At 68.8% G+C, this 14,202-nt stretch carries 16 protein-coding genes; 11 read left to right on the plus strand and 5 right to left on the minus strand.

Annotated features, from left to right (window positions below):
* Positions 1-35 precede the first annotated feature (35 nt).
* From DKT70_RS05135 to DKT70_RS05150, 4 genes are read left to right on the plus strand one after another with little or no spacing between them, the layout of a single operon-like run.
* Positions 36-956 carry a siderophore ABC transporter substrate-binding protein gene (locus DKT70_RS05135; RefSeq protein WP_111558127.1) on the plus strand — a complete coding sequence of 307 codons (921 nt, stop codon included), beginning with the start codon at positions 36-38 and terminating at the stop codon, positions 954-956.
* Positions 956-1,909: an ABC transporter permease gene (locus DKT70_RS05140; protein WP_199559532.1), complete on the plus strand. Its 954-nt coding sequence runs from the start codon at positions 956-958 to the stop codon at positions 1,907-1,909. The genes DKT70_RS05135 and DKT70_RS05140 overlap by 1 nt, the downstream gene beginning before the upstream one ends.
* Positions 1,902-2,858, plus strand: coding sequence for an iron chelate uptake ABC transporter family permease subunit (locus DKT70_RS05145; RefSeq protein ID WP_111558128.1), 957 nt, complete (start codon positions 1,902-1,904; stop codon positions 2,856-2,858). The genes DKT70_RS05140 and DKT70_RS05145 overlap by 8 nt, the downstream gene beginning before the upstream one ends.
* The gene (locus DKT70_RS05150; RefSeq protein ID WP_111558129.1) at positions 2,855-3,613 is read left to right on the plus strand and encodes an iron ABC transporter ATP-binding protein; all 759 of its coding nucleotides are present in this window, start codon (positions 2,855-2,857) and stop codon (positions 3,611-3,613) included. Before DKT70_RS05145 ends, DKT70_RS05150 begins: the two co-directional genes overlap by 4 nt.
* A gap of 9 nt (positions 3,614-3,622) precedes the next feature.
* Here DKT70_RS05150 and DKT70_RS05155 read toward each other — a convergent pair whose 3' ends face one another.
* From DKT70_RS05155 to DKT70_RS05170, 4 genes are read right to left on the minus strand one after another with little or no spacing between them, the layout of a single operon-like run.
* Complete coding sequence (locus tag DKT70_RS05155; protein ID WP_111558130.1) at positions 3,623-4,576, minus strand: energy transducer TonB family protein; 954 nt, start codon at positions 4,574-4,576, stop codon at positions 3,623-3,625.
* Positions 4,573-4,959: a biopolymer transporter ExbD gene (locus DKT70_RS05160; protein ID WP_111558131.1), complete on the minus strand. Its 387-nt coding sequence runs from the start codon at positions 4,957-4,959 to the stop codon at positions 4,573-4,575. The genes DKT70_RS05155 and DKT70_RS05160 overlap by 4 nt, the downstream gene beginning before the upstream one ends.
* Before the next feature lie 3 nt (positions 4,960-4,962).
* A complete protein-coding gene (locus tag DKT70_RS05165) occupies positions 4,963-5,358 on the minus strand; it encodes an ExbD/TolR family protein (protein ID WP_072296590.1) in 396 nt (131 codons plus the stop codon).
* Positions 5,355-6,038, minus strand: a complete 684-nt coding sequence (locus DKT70_RS05170) for a MotA/TolQ/ExbB proton channel family protein (protein ID WP_111558132.1) — start codon at positions 6,036-6,038, stop codon at positions 5,355-5,357. Before DKT70_RS05170 ends, DKT70_RS05165 begins: the two co-directional genes overlap by 4 nt.
* Positions 6,039-6,210: 172 nt before the next feature.
* On the opposite strand from DKT70_RS05170, the gene mobA reads away from it, so the two are divergent.
* Positions 6,211-6,816 carry a molybdenum cofactor guanylyltransferase MobA gene (gene mobA / locus DKT70_RS05175; RefSeq protein WP_111558133.1) on the plus strand — a complete coding sequence of 202 codons (606 nt, stop codon included), beginning with the start codon at positions 6,211-6,213 and terminating at the stop codon, positions 6,814-6,816.
* The gene (locus DKT70_RS05180; protein WP_111558134.1) at positions 6,803-7,663 is read left to right on the plus strand and encodes a hypothetical protein; all 861 of its coding nucleotides are present in this window, start codon (positions 6,803-6,805) and stop codon (positions 7,661-7,663) included. Before mobA ends, DKT70_RS05180 begins: the two co-directional genes overlap by 14 nt.
* A 6-nt stretch (positions 7,664-7,669) precedes the next feature.
* On the opposite strand, the gene DKT70_RS05185 is transcribed toward DKT70_RS05180, so the two are convergent.
* Entirely contained in the window at positions 7,670-8,749 is a 1,080-nt protein-coding gene (locus tag DKT70_RS05185; RefSeq protein ID WP_233490426.1) for a LacI family DNA-binding transcriptional regulator, read from the minus strand.
* 156 nt (positions 8,750-8,905) lie between these two features.
* Here DKT70_RS05185 and DKT70_RS05190 point away from each other — a divergent pair, with 156 nt between their 5' ends.
* From DKT70_RS05190 to DKT70_RS05210, 5 genes are read left to right on the plus strand one after another with little or no spacing between them, the layout of a single operon-like run.
* Positions 8,906-10,228 carry an NAD(P)/FAD-dependent oxidoreductase gene (locus DKT70_RS05190; RefSeq protein ID WP_233490427.1) on the plus strand — a complete coding sequence of 441 codons (1,323 nt, stop codon included), beginning with the start codon at positions 8,906-8,908 and terminating at the stop codon, positions 10,226-10,228.
* The gene (locus DKT70_RS05195; RefSeq protein WP_111558135.1) at positions 10,225-11,034 is read left to right on the plus strand and encodes a DUF1365 domain-containing protein; all 810 of its coding nucleotides are present in this window, start codon (positions 10,225-10,227) and stop codon (positions 11,032-11,034) included. The genes DKT70_RS05190 and DKT70_RS05195 overlap by 4 nt, the downstream gene beginning before the upstream one ends.
* Positions 11,035-11,043: 9 nt before the next feature.
* Positions 11,044-12,204, plus strand: coding sequence for an SAM-dependent methyltransferase (locus DKT70_RS05200; protein ID WP_111558136.1), 1,161 nt, complete (start codon positions 11,044-11,046; stop codon positions 12,202-12,204).
* Positions 12,197-13,456 (plus strand): MFS transporter, encoded by a 1,260-nt coding sequence (locus DKT70_RS05205; RefSeq protein ID WP_111558137.1) that lies wholly within the window; start codon positions 12,197-12,199, stop codon positions 13,454-13,456. The genes DKT70_RS05200 and DKT70_RS05205 overlap by 8 nt, the downstream gene beginning before the upstream one ends.
* Entirely contained in the window at positions 13,453-14,199 is a 747-nt protein-coding gene (locus tag DKT70_RS05210; protein ID WP_111558138.1) for an SDR family NAD(P)-dependent oxidoreductase, read from the plus strand. Before DKT70_RS05205 ends, DKT70_RS05210 begins: the two co-directional genes overlap by 4 nt.
* Positions 14,200-14,202 lie beyond the last annotated feature (3 nt).

Here is a 14,202-nt window from a genome sequence, read left to right on the forward strand (position 1 = left end):
TGTTGGATGGGCGCGCGTCAATGAAAGGATCTGTCATGCGTCACATTGCCCTGTCCGGCCTGATGGCCGTCACGCTGTCATCCGTCGCCCTGTCATCCGCCGCATTTGCCCAGGATGTCACCATCCAGACCGCGCAGGGTCCGGTCGAACTGCCCGCAAACCCGCAACGGGTCGCCGTCTATGACATGGCGGCGCTGGACACTTTGCAGGCGATGGGCGTGACGCCTGCGGGCACCATCGACGACATCATGGTTCCGGCGCTGCGCGAAGGGGCCAAGGATGCCGCCCCTGTCGGCACGCTGTTCGAACCCGACCTCGAGGCACTGGCGGGGCTGACACCCGATCTGGTCATCGTCGGAGGCCGGTCTTCGACCCAGCTGCAGACCGTGTCTCAGGTCGCCCCTGCCATCGACATGACCATCGACACCGACCTGCTGCCCGAGGCCCGCGCCCGCATCGAGGCCTATGGCACGCTGTTCGGCAAGCAGGACCGCGCCGCGCAGATGCGCGAGACCTTGGACAACAAGCTGGCCGCGCTGAAGGATGCCGCCCATGGCCACGACACCGCGATGATCGTGATGACCAACGGTCCCAAGATGGCGGCCTATGGCAAGGGGTCGCGCTTTGGCTGGATCTATGATGCCGCCGGCCTGGCCGAGGCCGCGTCCGGTCTGGACGAGGCCACCCACGGGCAGGCCATCACCCATGAATTCATCGCCGAGGCCGATCCCGACTGGCTGCTGGTCGTCGATCGCGGGGCTGCCATCGGCGAGGACGGGCAGGGCGCCCAAGCGACGCTGACCTCGGATCTGGTGGCGGGGACGACGGCGTGGTCCAGGGGGCAGGTCGTCTATCTGGACCCGGCGGCGAATTATATCGCGGCGGGCGGTTACGGGTCGCTGATCGCGACGCTGGACCAGCTGACCAAGGCACTGACCGACAGCCCCACCCGCTGATGCGCCCGCTGCCCGCCCTGCTGATGGCGCTGGTCGCGCTGATGCTGGCCAGCCTGACCGTCGGGGCCGCCCATGTCGATCTGCGCGACATCTTTCGCGACAGCCGCGCGATGCTGGTCCTGCTGGAATCGCGCCTGCCGCGTACGGTGGCGGTGGCCCTGACCGGGGCCGCGCTGTCGGTGGCAGGGGTTCTGATCCAGGCGCTGGTGCGCAACCGCTTTGTCGGCCCCGACACCGTCGGCACCGCCGAGGGCGCGGCCCTTGGCCTGCTGGGCGTCACCATCCTGTTCCCGGCCAGCCCGCTGTGGGTGCGCATGATCGCGGCCAGCCTTGCGGCAATGGCGACGACCTGGCTGTTTCTTGGCGTGATCCGCCGTCTGCCCGTGCGCGAAGTGATGCTGATCCCCATCGCGGGCCTGGTTCTGTCGGGGGTGCTGGGATCGGTCGTGACCTTTGTCGGCTGGCAGACCGACCTGATGCAATATGTCAGCACCTGGCTGCTGAGCGGCGAATTTTCGGGCGTGATCGCGGGGCGCTATGAACTGCTGTGGGTCGCGGCGGGGGCGGCGGGACTGGCATGGTTCGCCGCCGACCGCTTTGCCATTCTGGGCTTGGGCGATCAGGTGGCCACGGGGCTGGGGCTCTCCACGGCCTCGGTCATGCGGCTTGGGCTGGCGGTGGTTTCCGTGGTGACGGCGATGGTCGTGACCACGGTGGGGATGATCCCCTTCGTCGGGCTGGTGGTGCCGAACCTGGTATCGCGCGTGATGGGCGACAACCTGCGGGCCTCGCTGCCGGTGGTGGCGCTGTCGGGGGCGGTGCTGGTGCTGGCCTGCGACCTGGCGGGGCGGCTGGTCATCTATCCCTACGAGGTGCCCGCCGGCATGATCCTGGGCATTCTGGGTGCGGCCCTGTTCCTGTGGCTGCTGCATCGCAGGCCCGCCCATGGATAGGCGCGCGACGCTGATGCTGGCCGGACTGGCCCTCCTGCTGGCGGGGCTTTCGGCGCTGTGGATGTTCCAGGGGCTGGGGGCGGGCAATCGCGGCTTCATCCTGTCGCTGCGCGCCACCAAGCTGGCGGCATTGGTCACGGTGGCCGTGGCGATCGGCGTGGCGACGGTGCTGTTCCAGACGGTGGCGGCGAACCGGGTGCTGACGCCATCGATCATGGGGTTCGACGCGCTGTACGTGCTGATGCAGACGCTGATGGTGGTGATCCTGGGCAATGCCGGCTTTGCGGGCCTGCCGGCGGGCCTGAAATTCGCGGCGGATGTCGGCATGATGACCGTGCTGTCGGTGGCGCTGTTCGGCACGCTGCTGGTCAGGGGCGCGCGCGACATTCCCCGGATGATCCTGACCGGGGTGATCCTGGGGGTGCTGTTCCGGTCCGTTTCCGGGTTCCTGGGGCGGGTGCTGGACCCCAATGAATTCGCCGTCGTGCAATCGGTCAGCTTTGCCAGCTTCAACCGCGTCGATGCGGCCCTGCTGCCTGTGGCGGGCGTGCTGACGGCGGGGGCTGTGCTGACCGCCCTCCGTCTGGCACCGCAATTGGACGTGCTGGCCCTGGGGCGCGAACCGGCGGTGTCCCTGGGCCTGCGCCATCGCAGGCTGGTCATGGCGACGCTGGCGCTGGTGGCGATGCTGGTGTCGGTGTCGACGGCGCTGGTGGGACCAGTGGCTTTCTTCGGGCTGATCGTGGCGGGGATGGCGCATGGGGCGCTGCAAGGCGCGCGCCACGCGGGGCTGATCCCCGCCGCCGGGCTGATCGCGGCCATCCTGCTGGTCGGCGGTCAGTGGCTGTTCGAACGCGTGCTGGGACAGGCCGCCACCCTGTCGGTGGTCGTCGAATTCGCGGGCGGGCTCTTCTTCCTCTATCTGCTGCTGAAAGGCCGTATCCGATGATCCAGATCAGCAATCTTGGCCACCAGATCGGCGGGACGCAGATCCTGCACGACATCACCACCCGCTTTCCCAAGGGTCGGCTGACGGCGCTGATCGGGCCGAACGGGGCGGGCAAATCCACCCTGCTGCGCCTTGTCGGACGGTTGGAACCCCTGCAGCAGGGGCGCATCACCGTGGCCGGCCATGACGTGGCCCGCACGCCCACCGCCGATCTGGCCCGCGTCATGGCGATCCTGGGCCAGCAGACCGCCATCGCCAGCCGGCTGCGCCTGTCCGAGCTGGTGGCCTTTGGCCGCTGGCCCCATCATCAGGGCCGCCCCGGCCCCGCCGACCGCGCCAAGGTAGCAGAGGCCATCGATGCCTTTGGCCTGACCCCCCTGCAGAACCGGTTCCTGGACGAGGTGTCAGGCGGCCAGGCACAGCGCGCTCATATTGCCATGGCCTTTGCCCAGGACACCGAATGGCTGTTGCTGGACGAACCCCTGAACAACCTGGACATGGCCCATGCCCGCGCGCTGATGGCGCGCCTGCGCGACCTGGTTGATCGGCAGGGCCGCAGCGTCGGTCTGGTCGTGCATGAAATCAACTATGCCGCCGCATGGGCCGATCACGTCATCGCCATGAAGGACGGCCGCATCGTGGCCCAGGGCACGCCCGATGCCGTCCTGACCCAGGCCGTGCTGTCGGATCTGTATGACGCGCCGATCACCGTGGGTCGGCACAAGGACCGTCCACTGGTGCTGCATCACGCCTGAGCCGGGGCCTCAGCGCAGGGCGAAGGGCTGGCGGAAGGCGACCGCGGCCTCGGTCACGCCGGCGGGGGCGGCGGGGCATCTGCCGGTGCGCTGCAGGGCACGCTGGATCTGCTGATCGACGCGCGCGTTCCCGGTCGAACCGGCCAGCGAGGCACCTTGGATCTGGCCGCTGCGGGCCACCGTCACGTCGATATTCACCTGCTGGCCGCGCCCGCCGCTGATCCGCGACAACTGGCGGGCCAGGCATTGGTTGATCTGCGCCCCCCATTGGGCCTTCAGGTTGGCGCGGGTCTGGGCGCTGACGCCGCCGCCTCCGCCCCCCTGACCCGAGGCTTGGCTGGTCCCGCCATTCCCTTGACGGCGCGCGGGCTGGGCCTCGGCCGCCCGTGCGGGTGCGGGGCTGGCCGGTTCCGGGCGTGCCTGGGTTTCGGGTTGCGGTTCCACTTTGGGCTGCGGCTTGGGACGGGCGGGCTTGCGGTCGGGACGAGCCGAGGCCACCAGCGCGGTGTCGGGCTTGATGTCGGGCGGGGTCATCTGCTGCAGGTCGGGCAGGTCCAGCGTCGCGGGATCGATCCGGGGTTCGGGTTCCGGCTCTGGTTCCGGCACTGGTTCCAGCTCGGGCGGGGGCGGCAGGTTCGGACGCGCGGCGGTCGGCATGGGCGGGGCCATGTCGGGCAACGCGGCCATCTGCGGTGCCTCTTCGACCGAAGCGTCGGGCAGGTCCGCGCTCTCGGGTTCGGGCTGGACCTGTTCGGGCTGCTCGGCCGTGTCGGGCTCGGTCTCCCATGCCTCGACCAGGGCCTGCGCTTCGGGTCCGCCCGCCGCCAGCGATGCGGGCGGGGCATCCATCGCGGCGCCCTTTTCCAGCTCGTCCTGCGGCAGCATCATCGCTGCCGCCGACACGTGCAGCGCCGCCGCGATGGTGAAGAAGCCCGCCGTTTCCAACATCCGCAGCGACATCATGGCTGACCCTTGTTGACGACCAGCTGCGCCCCGGCATCGGTCACCTGGCGCAGCTGTTTCAGATAGGCGGCCAGGCTGAGCGCGGGGGTGGCGGCATCGGCGCGGATCTGAACGGGCAGGGTGTCGGTGCGGGCGGCGATCAGCGGCCAGACATCCTCGCCCCGCGCCTCGTTCCAGGCCAGCTCACCGGTGGCCGACACGTAGAGCACGTCCTGCGCCTGCGTGCGCAGATCGGACCGGCTGTCCGGCGGCGTCACGGGAAACGGCGTTGAGGGCGATATCTGCGCCGTCAGCAGAAAGAAGATCAGCAACAGGAAGACGACGTTGATCATGGGGATGATCGATTCGCCGCGCGGCCTGCGCCTGGGCATGTCGATATGCATGGGCTATTCCACCAGGATCATGTTGGTGATGCCGCCCGCGCGCAGATCGTCCATGACGCCGACCAGTCGCTGCAGGTCGGCCCCGTCGCGGGGGCGCAGGATGACGGCATCGCCGGGTTCGGGCAGCAGGTCGGACAGCGCCGCGACCAGGTCGGGCCGGGCCATCGCCGTGCCGTTCAGCAGGATCGCGTCGGGCGTCACGTCGACCAGGCGCGGCGCGCCCTGCCATTCGGTGGCCTGACCCTCGGCTCCGCCCGCGATGGGCAGGGCGACATCCATGCCGAAGCGCGATGCCAGCATGAAGAAGATCAGCAGCAGGAAGACCACGTCGATCATCGGCGTCAGCGACATTCGTCGCGGGTGCCGGCGCGGTCCCAGGTCGAAGCCGCCCTGGGTCATTCCGCGGCCTGCAGCAGCCGGGCGCGGGCAGGGGCGGCGTCACGCTTGACGAAGACGCGGGTGGCCAGGTCCTCCAGGTCCGATTGCAGGCGGTCGCTGATGCTTTCGAACCAGGACAGCGCCACGCCCGCGGGGATGGCGACCGCCATGCCCGCCGCGGTCGTCAGCAGCGCCACCCAGATGCCGCCTGCCAGATCGGACGGATCGGCCTGGTTCCCCGAGGTCTGCAGCACCTGGAAGGCCGAGATCATGCCCAGAACCGTCCCCAGCAGACCCAGAAGCGGCGCGATGGTGGCGATCAGCTCCAGCGCGCGCAGGCCTTCGCGGGACCGGTACAAGGTCTGGCGGGCGACGCGTGCGGTTTCCTCGCGCGCGGCCTGATCGTCGAAGGCCGGATCAAGCGAGGTGCCGATGGCAGCCTGCACCACGCGCGCCCGCGCCGAGGGACGCCCCCGCACCTGGTCCAGCGCCGCGCGGCGGTCGCCCTGCGCCCACAGCTCCAGCGCGCGCCGCGAATGCCGCCCGCCCCAGACCCCCAGCCGCCACAGCGACAGCACCTTCCACAGCACCACCGCCAGCAGGATCACCGACAGCGCGGCGATCAGCCACATCGTCCAACCGCCGTCGCGGATCATCGCGAAAAGGGGAATGGAGGCCAATGTCGTCCCGAGTTCGGTCATGGGTCGGTTCCTGAATGCTGGGGCGGCGCATGGCCGCGGCAGGCGTGAAAGGCAGGCCGGCAGGGCCCGGATGCGGGGTTTCCCATGCCGATACCGTAATCTTAGTAAAGATGTCAAGAATAGGCTGGCAATAGCGCTTGCCCCGGCGATCTGCTCGGTTCAAGGATGGGGCATGAAGATTCCGGTCGTCATTCTTGCAGGCGGACGGGCCACCCGGATGGGCGGTCTGGACAAGCCGTTGCTGAGCTTGTGCGGGCAAAGCCTGCTGTCGATCATTCTGGACAGGTTGCACGGGCAGGGCGGGCCGGTGGCGCTGAACGCCAATGGCGATCCCGCCCGCTTTGCATCATACGACCTGCCCGTTCTGCCCGACAGCCTGCCCGATTTCCCCGGACCGCTGGCGGGCATCCTGGTGGCGATGGACTGGGCCGCCGCGACGGGCGCGCGCCAAGTGGTGACGGTGGCGGGGGACACGCCGCTGTTTCCCCGCGACCTGGTGGTGGGGCTGGCCGGGGCCGCAGGGCCGCAGGGCCTGGCGCTGGCCGCGACGCGGGATGGCGCGGGTTTGCGCGATCACCCCACCTTCGGGTTGTGGCCGGTGGACCTGCGGGATGACCTGCGCGCCACGCTGGCGCAGGGCCAGGGGCGGGTGCGCAGCTTCACCGCGCGCCACGGGGCCGTGCAGGCCATCTGGGACGCCGCCCCCTTTGATCCCTTCGCCAATATCAACACGCCGCAGGATCTGGCCCTGACCGAGGCCCGGCTTGCCGCGCTTTGACCGGATCCTGATCGTCGACTGGTCGGCGGCGGGCAAACCCTGCCGGGGCGCGAATTCCATCTGGATCGGCAGCGATGCGGGCGATGCGGCCAATCCCGAAACCCGCCAGCGGGCGTGGAAGATGCTGGGCTGTCAGCTGTCGCGGGCGCGCAAGGCGGGGCATCGGGTGCTGATCGGCGTGGATTTCGCCTTTGGCCACCCGACGGGGCTGGCGGCGATGGTGACGGGGCAGGGGCGGGCCATGGCGCTGTGGGACCACCTGTCGGCCCTGCATCACGATGACGGCACCAACGCCAGCAACTATCGCGACATCGCCGCCCAGATGAACCGCCAGATCGGGCAGCCGGTCTTTTGGGGCAACGGGCGCAAGGTCCAGATCGCGGATCTGCCGCGGCTGAAGCCGCCCGCGCATCCTGACCTGCGCGACCACCGCGCCACGGAAACGACCATCACCGGGGCGCGGCCGAAATCGGCCTTTCAACTGGCAGGGGCGGGCAGCGTCGGCGCCCAGAGCCTGACGGGCATTCCCTGGCTGGCGGGGCTGCGCGACCGGCAGGATGCGCGGGTCTGGCCCTTCCAGGACTGGCAGGATGCGCCGGTGGTCCTGGCCGAGGTCTATCCCTCGATCATCGCGGAGCGGCTGCGAGGGCTGTCGGGTTTCGGCTGTTTGGACCAGGCGCAGGTTACGGTTCTGGCGCGGGCGCTGCGGCGGCTGGATGACGCGGATGTGCTGCTGCCGCTTTTCGCACCCGATCCCCGCATCGCCGACCTGATGGCCGAGGGTCAGATCCTGGGCACGGGCCACGAGGCCACCCTGCGCGCGGCGGCGGCGCAGGTGACCGCCTGACGCCGGTCAGAGCGGCGGCGCGGTGGAACGACCGACGACCAGCTCTGCCTCCAGCAGGTCCTCGACATGGGGGGCGTCCTTGTTGCCCACCCGCTCGATCAGGCGGGCGGCGCAGCGTTGTCCCGCCAGGCGGACGGGCGACCGCATGGCGGTGAAATAGGGCACCGTGTCGCGATTGGCATAATAGGACAGGTCGTCGTCGAAGGTGACCACCGACAGGTCGCGACCCAGCACAAGGCCGCGTTCCTCGGCGGCCTGGCGGATGCCCGTGGCAATGGTGGTCGCGGCACACAGGATCGCGGTGGGCGGTTCCGGCAGGTCCAGCAGGCGCAGCGCCTGGGCATAGCCGTAAGCCGCCGTCATCTCGGCCGAGACCATCATCTGCGGCGCGGGCGACAGCCCCGCATCGCGCATCGCCTTGGCAAAGCCCTGGCGCCGGCGATGGGCGAAATCCAACCGCTCGTCCCCGTTCAGCAGGGCGATGCGCCGGTGACCCAGTTGCAGCAGGAACCCCGTCGCCCGTTCGAAGGCGCGCTGGTTGTTCACGTCCACCCAGGAATAGGGGCCGGAATGTTCGCTGACCCGGCCATGCACCACGTATGGCAGGCCGATGCTGTCCAGCAGCGCGGGCCGCGTGTCGTCATGGCGCGGGAACTGGACGATGACGCCGCCGATCATGCCCTTGGACTTCAACCCGCGATAGGCCTGCGCCTGATCGTCGTCGGGGACCATCGACAGGTTGATGTCAAAGCGGCGGGCGGCGCATTCCTCGCCCACGCCGGCCAGGAAATCGGCATAGATCGGGTTCACGATCTCATTGCGGCCGGTGACGGGGATGACGCAGCCGATGATGTCGGCATGACCCGTGGCCAGAAAGCGCGCATGGGCGTTGGGGCTGTAGCCGTGCAGGCGCGCGGCCTCGATCAGGCGGGCGCGGGTGCGTTCATTGACCTCGGGGTGGCCGTTCAGCGCCCGGCTGACGGTCGTCTGCGACATGCCGACCAGCTTGGCGAATTCCTTAAGCGTCATGTTCGTCCGCATCTTGCCGCGGCGCGTTGTCGCGCCGGGACGGGTATCGGTTTCCATCAATGCAGCTTTCGCCCAACGATGGCAACAGTTTCGCGCTTTCAACGGGTTTGCGCAATCGTGGTTGACTTTCCGACCGCCGACCCCCCGAAGTCGCAGGGTGCAACCTTTTCCCGGCCCTGTCCGTGTCTTGGCACCAAGAGCAGGAGACAGACAGTGACCGACCCGACCCAGTTCCGCCCCGCCCCCCGAATGTCCAGCCCGGGCCCCCGCGCCCGCATCGCCGTCATCGGGGGCGGCATTTCGGGGCTGGGGACCGCCTGGCTGCTGGACCCGCATCACGACGTCACCCTGTTCGAGGCCGAGACCCGCCCCGGTGGTCATGCCCGCACCGTCGAGGCCCTGGGCACCCCCGTCGATACCGGCTTCATCGTCTGCAACAGGCGAACCTATCCGCTGTTCACTCCCATGCTGGAGCACTTGGGCGTGGCCCTGGAAAAATCCGACATGACGTTCTCGGCCAGTTTCGGCGGCGGGCGATACGAATACGGCACCGCCACGACAGCGGCGCTGTTTGCGCAAAAGATCCGGGCGCTGGACCCCCGCCACCTGATGATGCTGCGCGACATCCTGCGGTTCTTCCGTCAGGCACATGGATACCAGGATGGCGGGCTGTCCCTTGGCCAGATGCTGGACCGGCTGCGCCTTGGCCGCGACTTCCGCGAGATGTTCCTGCAGCCGATTTCCGGCGCCATCTGGTCCACGCCTTCGGGCGACATGCTGGATTTCCCGGCGGCCAGCTTTGTGCGGTTCTTTGACAATCACGGCCTCTTGTCGGTCAGCGGCCAGCCGGACTGGCTGACGGTCACGGGGGGGTCGCGCGCCTATGTGCAGGCCATCACCGCCGGGCTGCGCGGGCAGCTGCGCCTGGGTGCGCCGGTCTTCAAGGTCATCCGCCATCCGCAGGGCGTCACCGTCGTCACCCCCCGCGGCCCCGAGGAATTCGACCGCGTCGTCATTGCCGCCCATGCCCCCCAGAACCTTGCGATGCTGGATCATCCCGACGCGCAGGAACGGGCCATCTTGGGTGCCTTTCGCACCCAGCCCAACCGCATGGTGCTGCATTCGGACGAACGCCTGATGCCGCGTCGCCGTGCGGCATGGGCGTCGTGGAATTACATTACGCAGGAACGCCGCCCCGTGCCGGACCGGCCGATCAGCCTGTCATACTGGATGAACCGCCTGCAGAACCTGGAGACGCCGAAACCCCTGATCGTGACGCTGAACCCCGAATTCGAACCGCGCGACATCCACGACCAGGCGATGCTGGCCCATCCGCAATTCGACGATGCCGCCATGGCCGCGCAACGGCGGCTGCCCTCGATCCAAGGGCGCGGCGGAGTCTATCACGCGGGCGCCTGGACGCGCTATGGCTTCCACGAGGATGGCCTGCTGTCGGCGCTGCGCGTCGCACAGGCCATGGGCATCGAATGGCCCCTGGGGATCGACCCCTGGGCCGAGGAGGCGCAGGCTGCATGACCGATCTGTGGGAAGGCGCGCTGATCGACACCCGCATCTGGCATGGCCGGCGGGGCGATGTGGCGCGCGACTTCCACTATCGCGCGACCTATCTGGCGGTGCCGGTGGCGGGGTTCGACGCGGGCGATCTGCCCGTCGCGGTGGACCGTGCGGCGGTGTGGCAGCTTCGCCGCCGCGATTTCGGCGCGCGGGACGGATCGTCGTTGCAGGGCTTCATCATGGGGCTGCTGGAACCCGCCGGGCTGTCGCAGGCCCGCCACGTCACGCTGGTCACCACGCCGCGCACGTCGGGATACGGGTTCAACCCGGTCAGCTTCTGGCTGTGCCGCGACGATGCGGGCGATCTGCGCGCCGTCCTGGCCGAGGTCTCGAACACCTTCGGGGAACGTCACCTTTATCTGTGCCACCGCCCCGATCGGGGTCCGATCACGCGCAGCGACCGGCTGACGGGCGAGAAGCTGTTTCACGTCTCGCCCTTCCTGCCGCGATCGGGGCGCTATGTCTTCCGCTTCGATGCGGGGCCGGATCGTTTCGGGGCCTGGGTCGACTGGATCGGCGCGGATGGGACGGTGCGGCTGGGGACTTCGATGGTGGGGCCCGCGCGGGCCATGACGCGGCGCGGTGTCCGGGCCGCCGCCCTGCGTCGCCCGCTTCAGGCACAGCGGATCATGGCGCTGATCCACTGGCAGGCCGCGCAACTTTTCGGACGGGGCGTCCGTTACTTGAGAAAGCCCGCGCAGAAGGCCGTCAGGGCCTCGGACGCGACCGCGTTGGACCGCGGCAAGGGATCACATGACAGGGGATGACGAATAACGATGCTGCTGCAAGGACGACTGTCACGCCAGTTCCTGGAAACCGCCGAGCGTATCGAACGCGGCACGCTGACCATCACTACGCCCGATGGCGCCATCCATGCCTTTGGCGGCGTCCATCCCGGCCCTGACGCGCATCTGATCATCCATGACTGGCGCATGGTGCCCGCGCTGGCCGCCAAGGGCGACATCGGCATGACCGAAGCCTATCGCGACGGCTGGTGCGACACCCCCGATCTGGAAGCTCTGCTGACCGTCGCCTTGCTGAACGAGGACGTGCTGGACCGCTATATCTATGGCAACCGGTTGCAGGCGATGGCGACCAAGGCGCTCTATTTCTTCAACCGCAACACCAAGGCCGGGTCGCGTCGCAACATCCAGGCGCATTACGACCTGGGTAACCAGTTCTATGGCCTGTGGCTGGATGACAGCATGACCTACAGCTCGGGCATCTATGCGCCGGGCGACGACCTGACCGCGGCCCAGCATCGCAAATACGACCGCATCATCGACAACCTGTCGGGCAATTCGGGCCGCCTGCTGGAGGTCGGCTGCGGCTGGGGCGGTTTCGCCGAACGGGCCATGGCACGCGGCGATTTCGCGCCCAAGGGCCTGACGCTGTCGGTCGAACAGGCCGAATATGCGCGCAACCGTCTGGGGCAGGGGGCCGACATCGCGCTGCAGGATTACCGCGACGAGGCCGGGAAATACGACCACGTCGTGTCGATCGAGATGTTCGAGGCCGTGGGCGAGAAATTCTGGCCAGTCTATTTCGGCAAGCTGGGCCATGTGCTGGCCGACAAGGGACGGGCGATGATCCAGACGATCACCGTGGCCGACCGTTATTTCGACCGCTATCGCAGCGGCCCGGACATGATCCGCAGCTTCATCTTTCCGGGCGGCATGCTGCCGTCCCCCACACGGTTCCAGGCCGAGGCCGCCCGCGCCGGCCTGCGGGTCGAGGACAGCTTCGGCTTTGGCCGCGACTATGCCCGCACGCTGCGCGAATGGCTGGTGCGGTTCGACGCGGCCCTGCCGCAGATCCGCAGCCTGGGTTTCGACGATGCCTTCATCCGCGTCTGGCGCTTCTATCTGGCCGCCTGCGCAGCGTCGTTCGAGGTCGGGCGCACCGACGTGATCCAATACCGTCTTGCCCATGCGTGACGGCCCCCGGCCAGCGGATCCACCGCGGGCCGAGGTTCTGGCCTATGGCGCGCTGGCCGCGCCCCTGGCCTTTGGCGGGCTGCCGCTTTATATCCACGCGCCCGATTTCTATGCCGCCGATCTGGGCGTGGGGCTGGCGGCCCTGGGGGTCGTGCTGGCCGCCCTGCGCGCGGTCGACGCGGTGCAGGACCCGCTGGTCGGTTGGGCGGGCGACCGCTGGCCCCGGGCGCGTCCCGCGATGATGGTGGCGGGCGCGGTGGCGCTGGTGGCCGGTGTGGCGGGCCTGTTTGCGCCGATGGGCCTGCCGCTGCTGGTCTGGTTCGGGTTGATGATGGTGCTGGCCAGTCTTGGGCACAGCCTGATTTCGGTGAACCTGATGACCTATGGCGGGGTCTGGCGCGATGCGCCCGCCGCCAAGTCCCGCATCAGCGGTTTTCGCGAAGGCTTTGGATTGGCGGGGCTGATCCTGGCGGTGTCGCTGCCCGCCGGATTGGCCGTGGTGGTGGGACGCCAGGCATCGCTGATGGCACTGGCAGGGGTGCTGGCGATTGGCATGGCGATCTGCCTGCCCCTGTTCCTGCGATGGCGGCAAGGCGCGCGTTTCGACCTGCAGGCCGCGCCCGATGCCGCCCCGCCGGGCCTGCGCGCCTTTGGACCCTTCTATGCGGTGGCGGGGCTGGTCTTGTTGTCGGCAGCCTTTCCTGCGGCGCTGATCCTGATGCTGGTCCGCGACCTTCTGGGGGCCGAGGATCTGGCCGGGGCCTTCCTGCTCGCCTATTTCGTGGCGGCCCTGCCGGGGGCGGCCATGGCGGGGCATCTGGGCGGGCGTTTCGGCGCCGTGCCGGTCTGGACGGGCGCGCTGATCCTGTCGATCGCCGGGTTTGCGGGTGCCTTGGCATTGGGGCCGGGGACCGTGGGGCTGTTCTTTGTCATCTGCCTGGTGACGGGCCTGACCTTCGGTGCGGATCTGGTCCTGCCGCCGGCGATCCTGTCGGCGCGGATCGGGGCCACGGGCAGCGCCGCCGCCGCCACCCGCGCCCATGCGGGGCTGGCCTTCCTGACCAAGGCGGCGCTGGCGCTGGCGGGGGCCATCGCGCTGCCGCTGCTGGCGCGGGCGGGGTTTCGTCCTGCGGCATCGAACCCGGAACAGGCGCTGGACGCGCTGCGTTGGATCTATGCGGGTCTGCCGCTGGTGCTGCGTGCGCTGGCGATCGGCCTGTTGATCCAATTTCACCGGAAGGGCCGGATATGAGCAGCGACAAGACCCCCGAACGCATTTGGATCATCGGCGCAAGCGACGGAATCGGGCAGGCGCTGGCCAAGGCCTGGTCGGCGCGCGGCGCGCATGTGATCCTGTCCGCCCGCAGTCGCGAGCCGCTGGAAAAGCTGGCCGCCCAGCTGGGCCGTGCCGATGTGCAGGTGCTGGATGTCGCCGACCGCGCCAGCGTGCAGGCCGCAGCCGATGCCATCAGCGCCGATGGTCCCGTCGACCGAATCGTGCATCTGGCCGCCATGTACGATCCTGGCCGCATCGCCGATCTGGACCCCGACAAGGCCGCCCAGATCGTCACCGTGAACCTGACCGGCAGCTTTCACATCGCCCAGATCGGCCCCAAGGTCCTGCGCGCGGGCGGACAGCTGGCGCTGACCGGATCGGTGGCAGGTTATGTCGGGTTGCCGCAGGGGCAGATCTATTCGGCGTCGAAGGCGGGGGTCATCAACCTGGCGGAATCGCTGCGGGCGGAACGGACCGATCTGGACATCCGCTTGATCTGTCCGGGTTTCGTGGAAACGCGGCTGACCGAAAAGAACGATTTCAAGATGCCCGCCATCATCAAGCCCGAGGAAGCCGCCAAGGCCATCATGAAGGGCCTTGAGGGCGGCAGCTTCGAGATCCACTTTCCCCATCGCCTGACGCGGTCGCTGAAGCTGATCCGGGCGCTGCCCTATGCGCTGTCGATGCGCCTGACCCGACGGCTGAGCCGCGAGGACTGATCC

This window comes from Paracoccus sediminilitoris (assembly GCF_003259195.1).
Lineage (GTDB): Bacteria > Pseudomonadota > Alphaproteobacteria > Rhodobacterales > Rhodobacteraceae > Paracoccus > Paracoccus sediminilitoris.

Excerpts from the sequence above, each read along its gene's own strand:
- DKT70_RS05145 (WP_111558128.1), top strand. The coding sequence starts at position 1,902 with ATGGATAGGCGCGCGACGCTGATGCTGGCCGGACTGGCCCTCCTGCTG.
- DKT70_RS05170 (WP_111558132.1), bottom strand. The coding sequence starts at position 6,038 with ATGACCGAACTCGGGACGACATTGGCCTCCATTCCCCTTTTCGCGATG.
- DKT70_RS05165 (WP_072296590.1), bottom strand. The coding sequence starts at position 5,358 with ATGACCCAGGGCGGCTTCGACCTGGGACCGCGCCGGCACCCGCGACGA.
- DKT70_RS05210 (WP_111558138.1), top strand. The coding sequence starts at position 13,453 with ATGAGCAGCGACAAGACCCCCGAACGCATTTGGATCATCGGCGCAAGC.
- DKT70_RS05160 (WP_111558131.1), bottom strand. The coding sequence starts at position 4,959 with ATGCATATCGACATGCCCAGGCGCAGGCCGCGCGGCGAATCGATCATC.
- DKT70_RS05185 (WP_233490426.1), bottom strand. The coding sequence starts at position 8,749 with ATGGAAACCGATACCCGTCCCGGCGCGACAACGCGCCGCGGCAAGATG.
- DKT70_RS05135 (WP_111558127.1), top strand. The coding sequence starts at position 36 with ATGCGTCACATTGCCCTGTCCGGCCTGATGGCCGTCACGCTGTCATCC.
- DKT70_RS05200 (WP_111558136.1), top strand. The coding sequence starts at position 11,044 with ATGCTGCTGCAAGGACGACTGTCACGCCAGTTCCTGGAAACCGCCGAG.
- DKT70_RS05205 (WP_111558137.1), top strand. The coding sequence starts at position 12,197 with ATGCGTGACGGCCCCCGGCCAGCGGATCCACCGCGGGCCGAGGTTCTG.
- mobA (WP_111558133.1), top strand. The coding sequence starts at position 6,211 with ATGAAGATTCCGGTCGTCATTCTTGCAGGCGGACGGGCCACCCGGATG.
- DKT70_RS05150 (WP_111558129.1), top strand. The coding sequence starts at position 2,855 with ATGATCCAGATCAGCAATCTTGGCCACCAGATCGGCGGGACGCAGATC.
- DKT70_RS05155 (WP_111558130.1), bottom strand. The coding sequence starts at position 4,576 with ATGATGTCGCTGCGGATGTTGGAAACGGCGGGCTTCTTCACCATCGCG.
- DKT70_RS05195 (WP_111558135.1), top strand. The coding sequence starts at position 10,225 with ATGACCGATCTGTGGGAAGGCGCGCTGATCGACACCCGCATCTGGCAT.
- DKT70_RS05140 (WP_199559532.1), top strand. The coding sequence starts at position 956 with ATGCGCCCGCTGCCCGCCCTGCTGATGGCGCTGGTCGCGCTGATGCTG.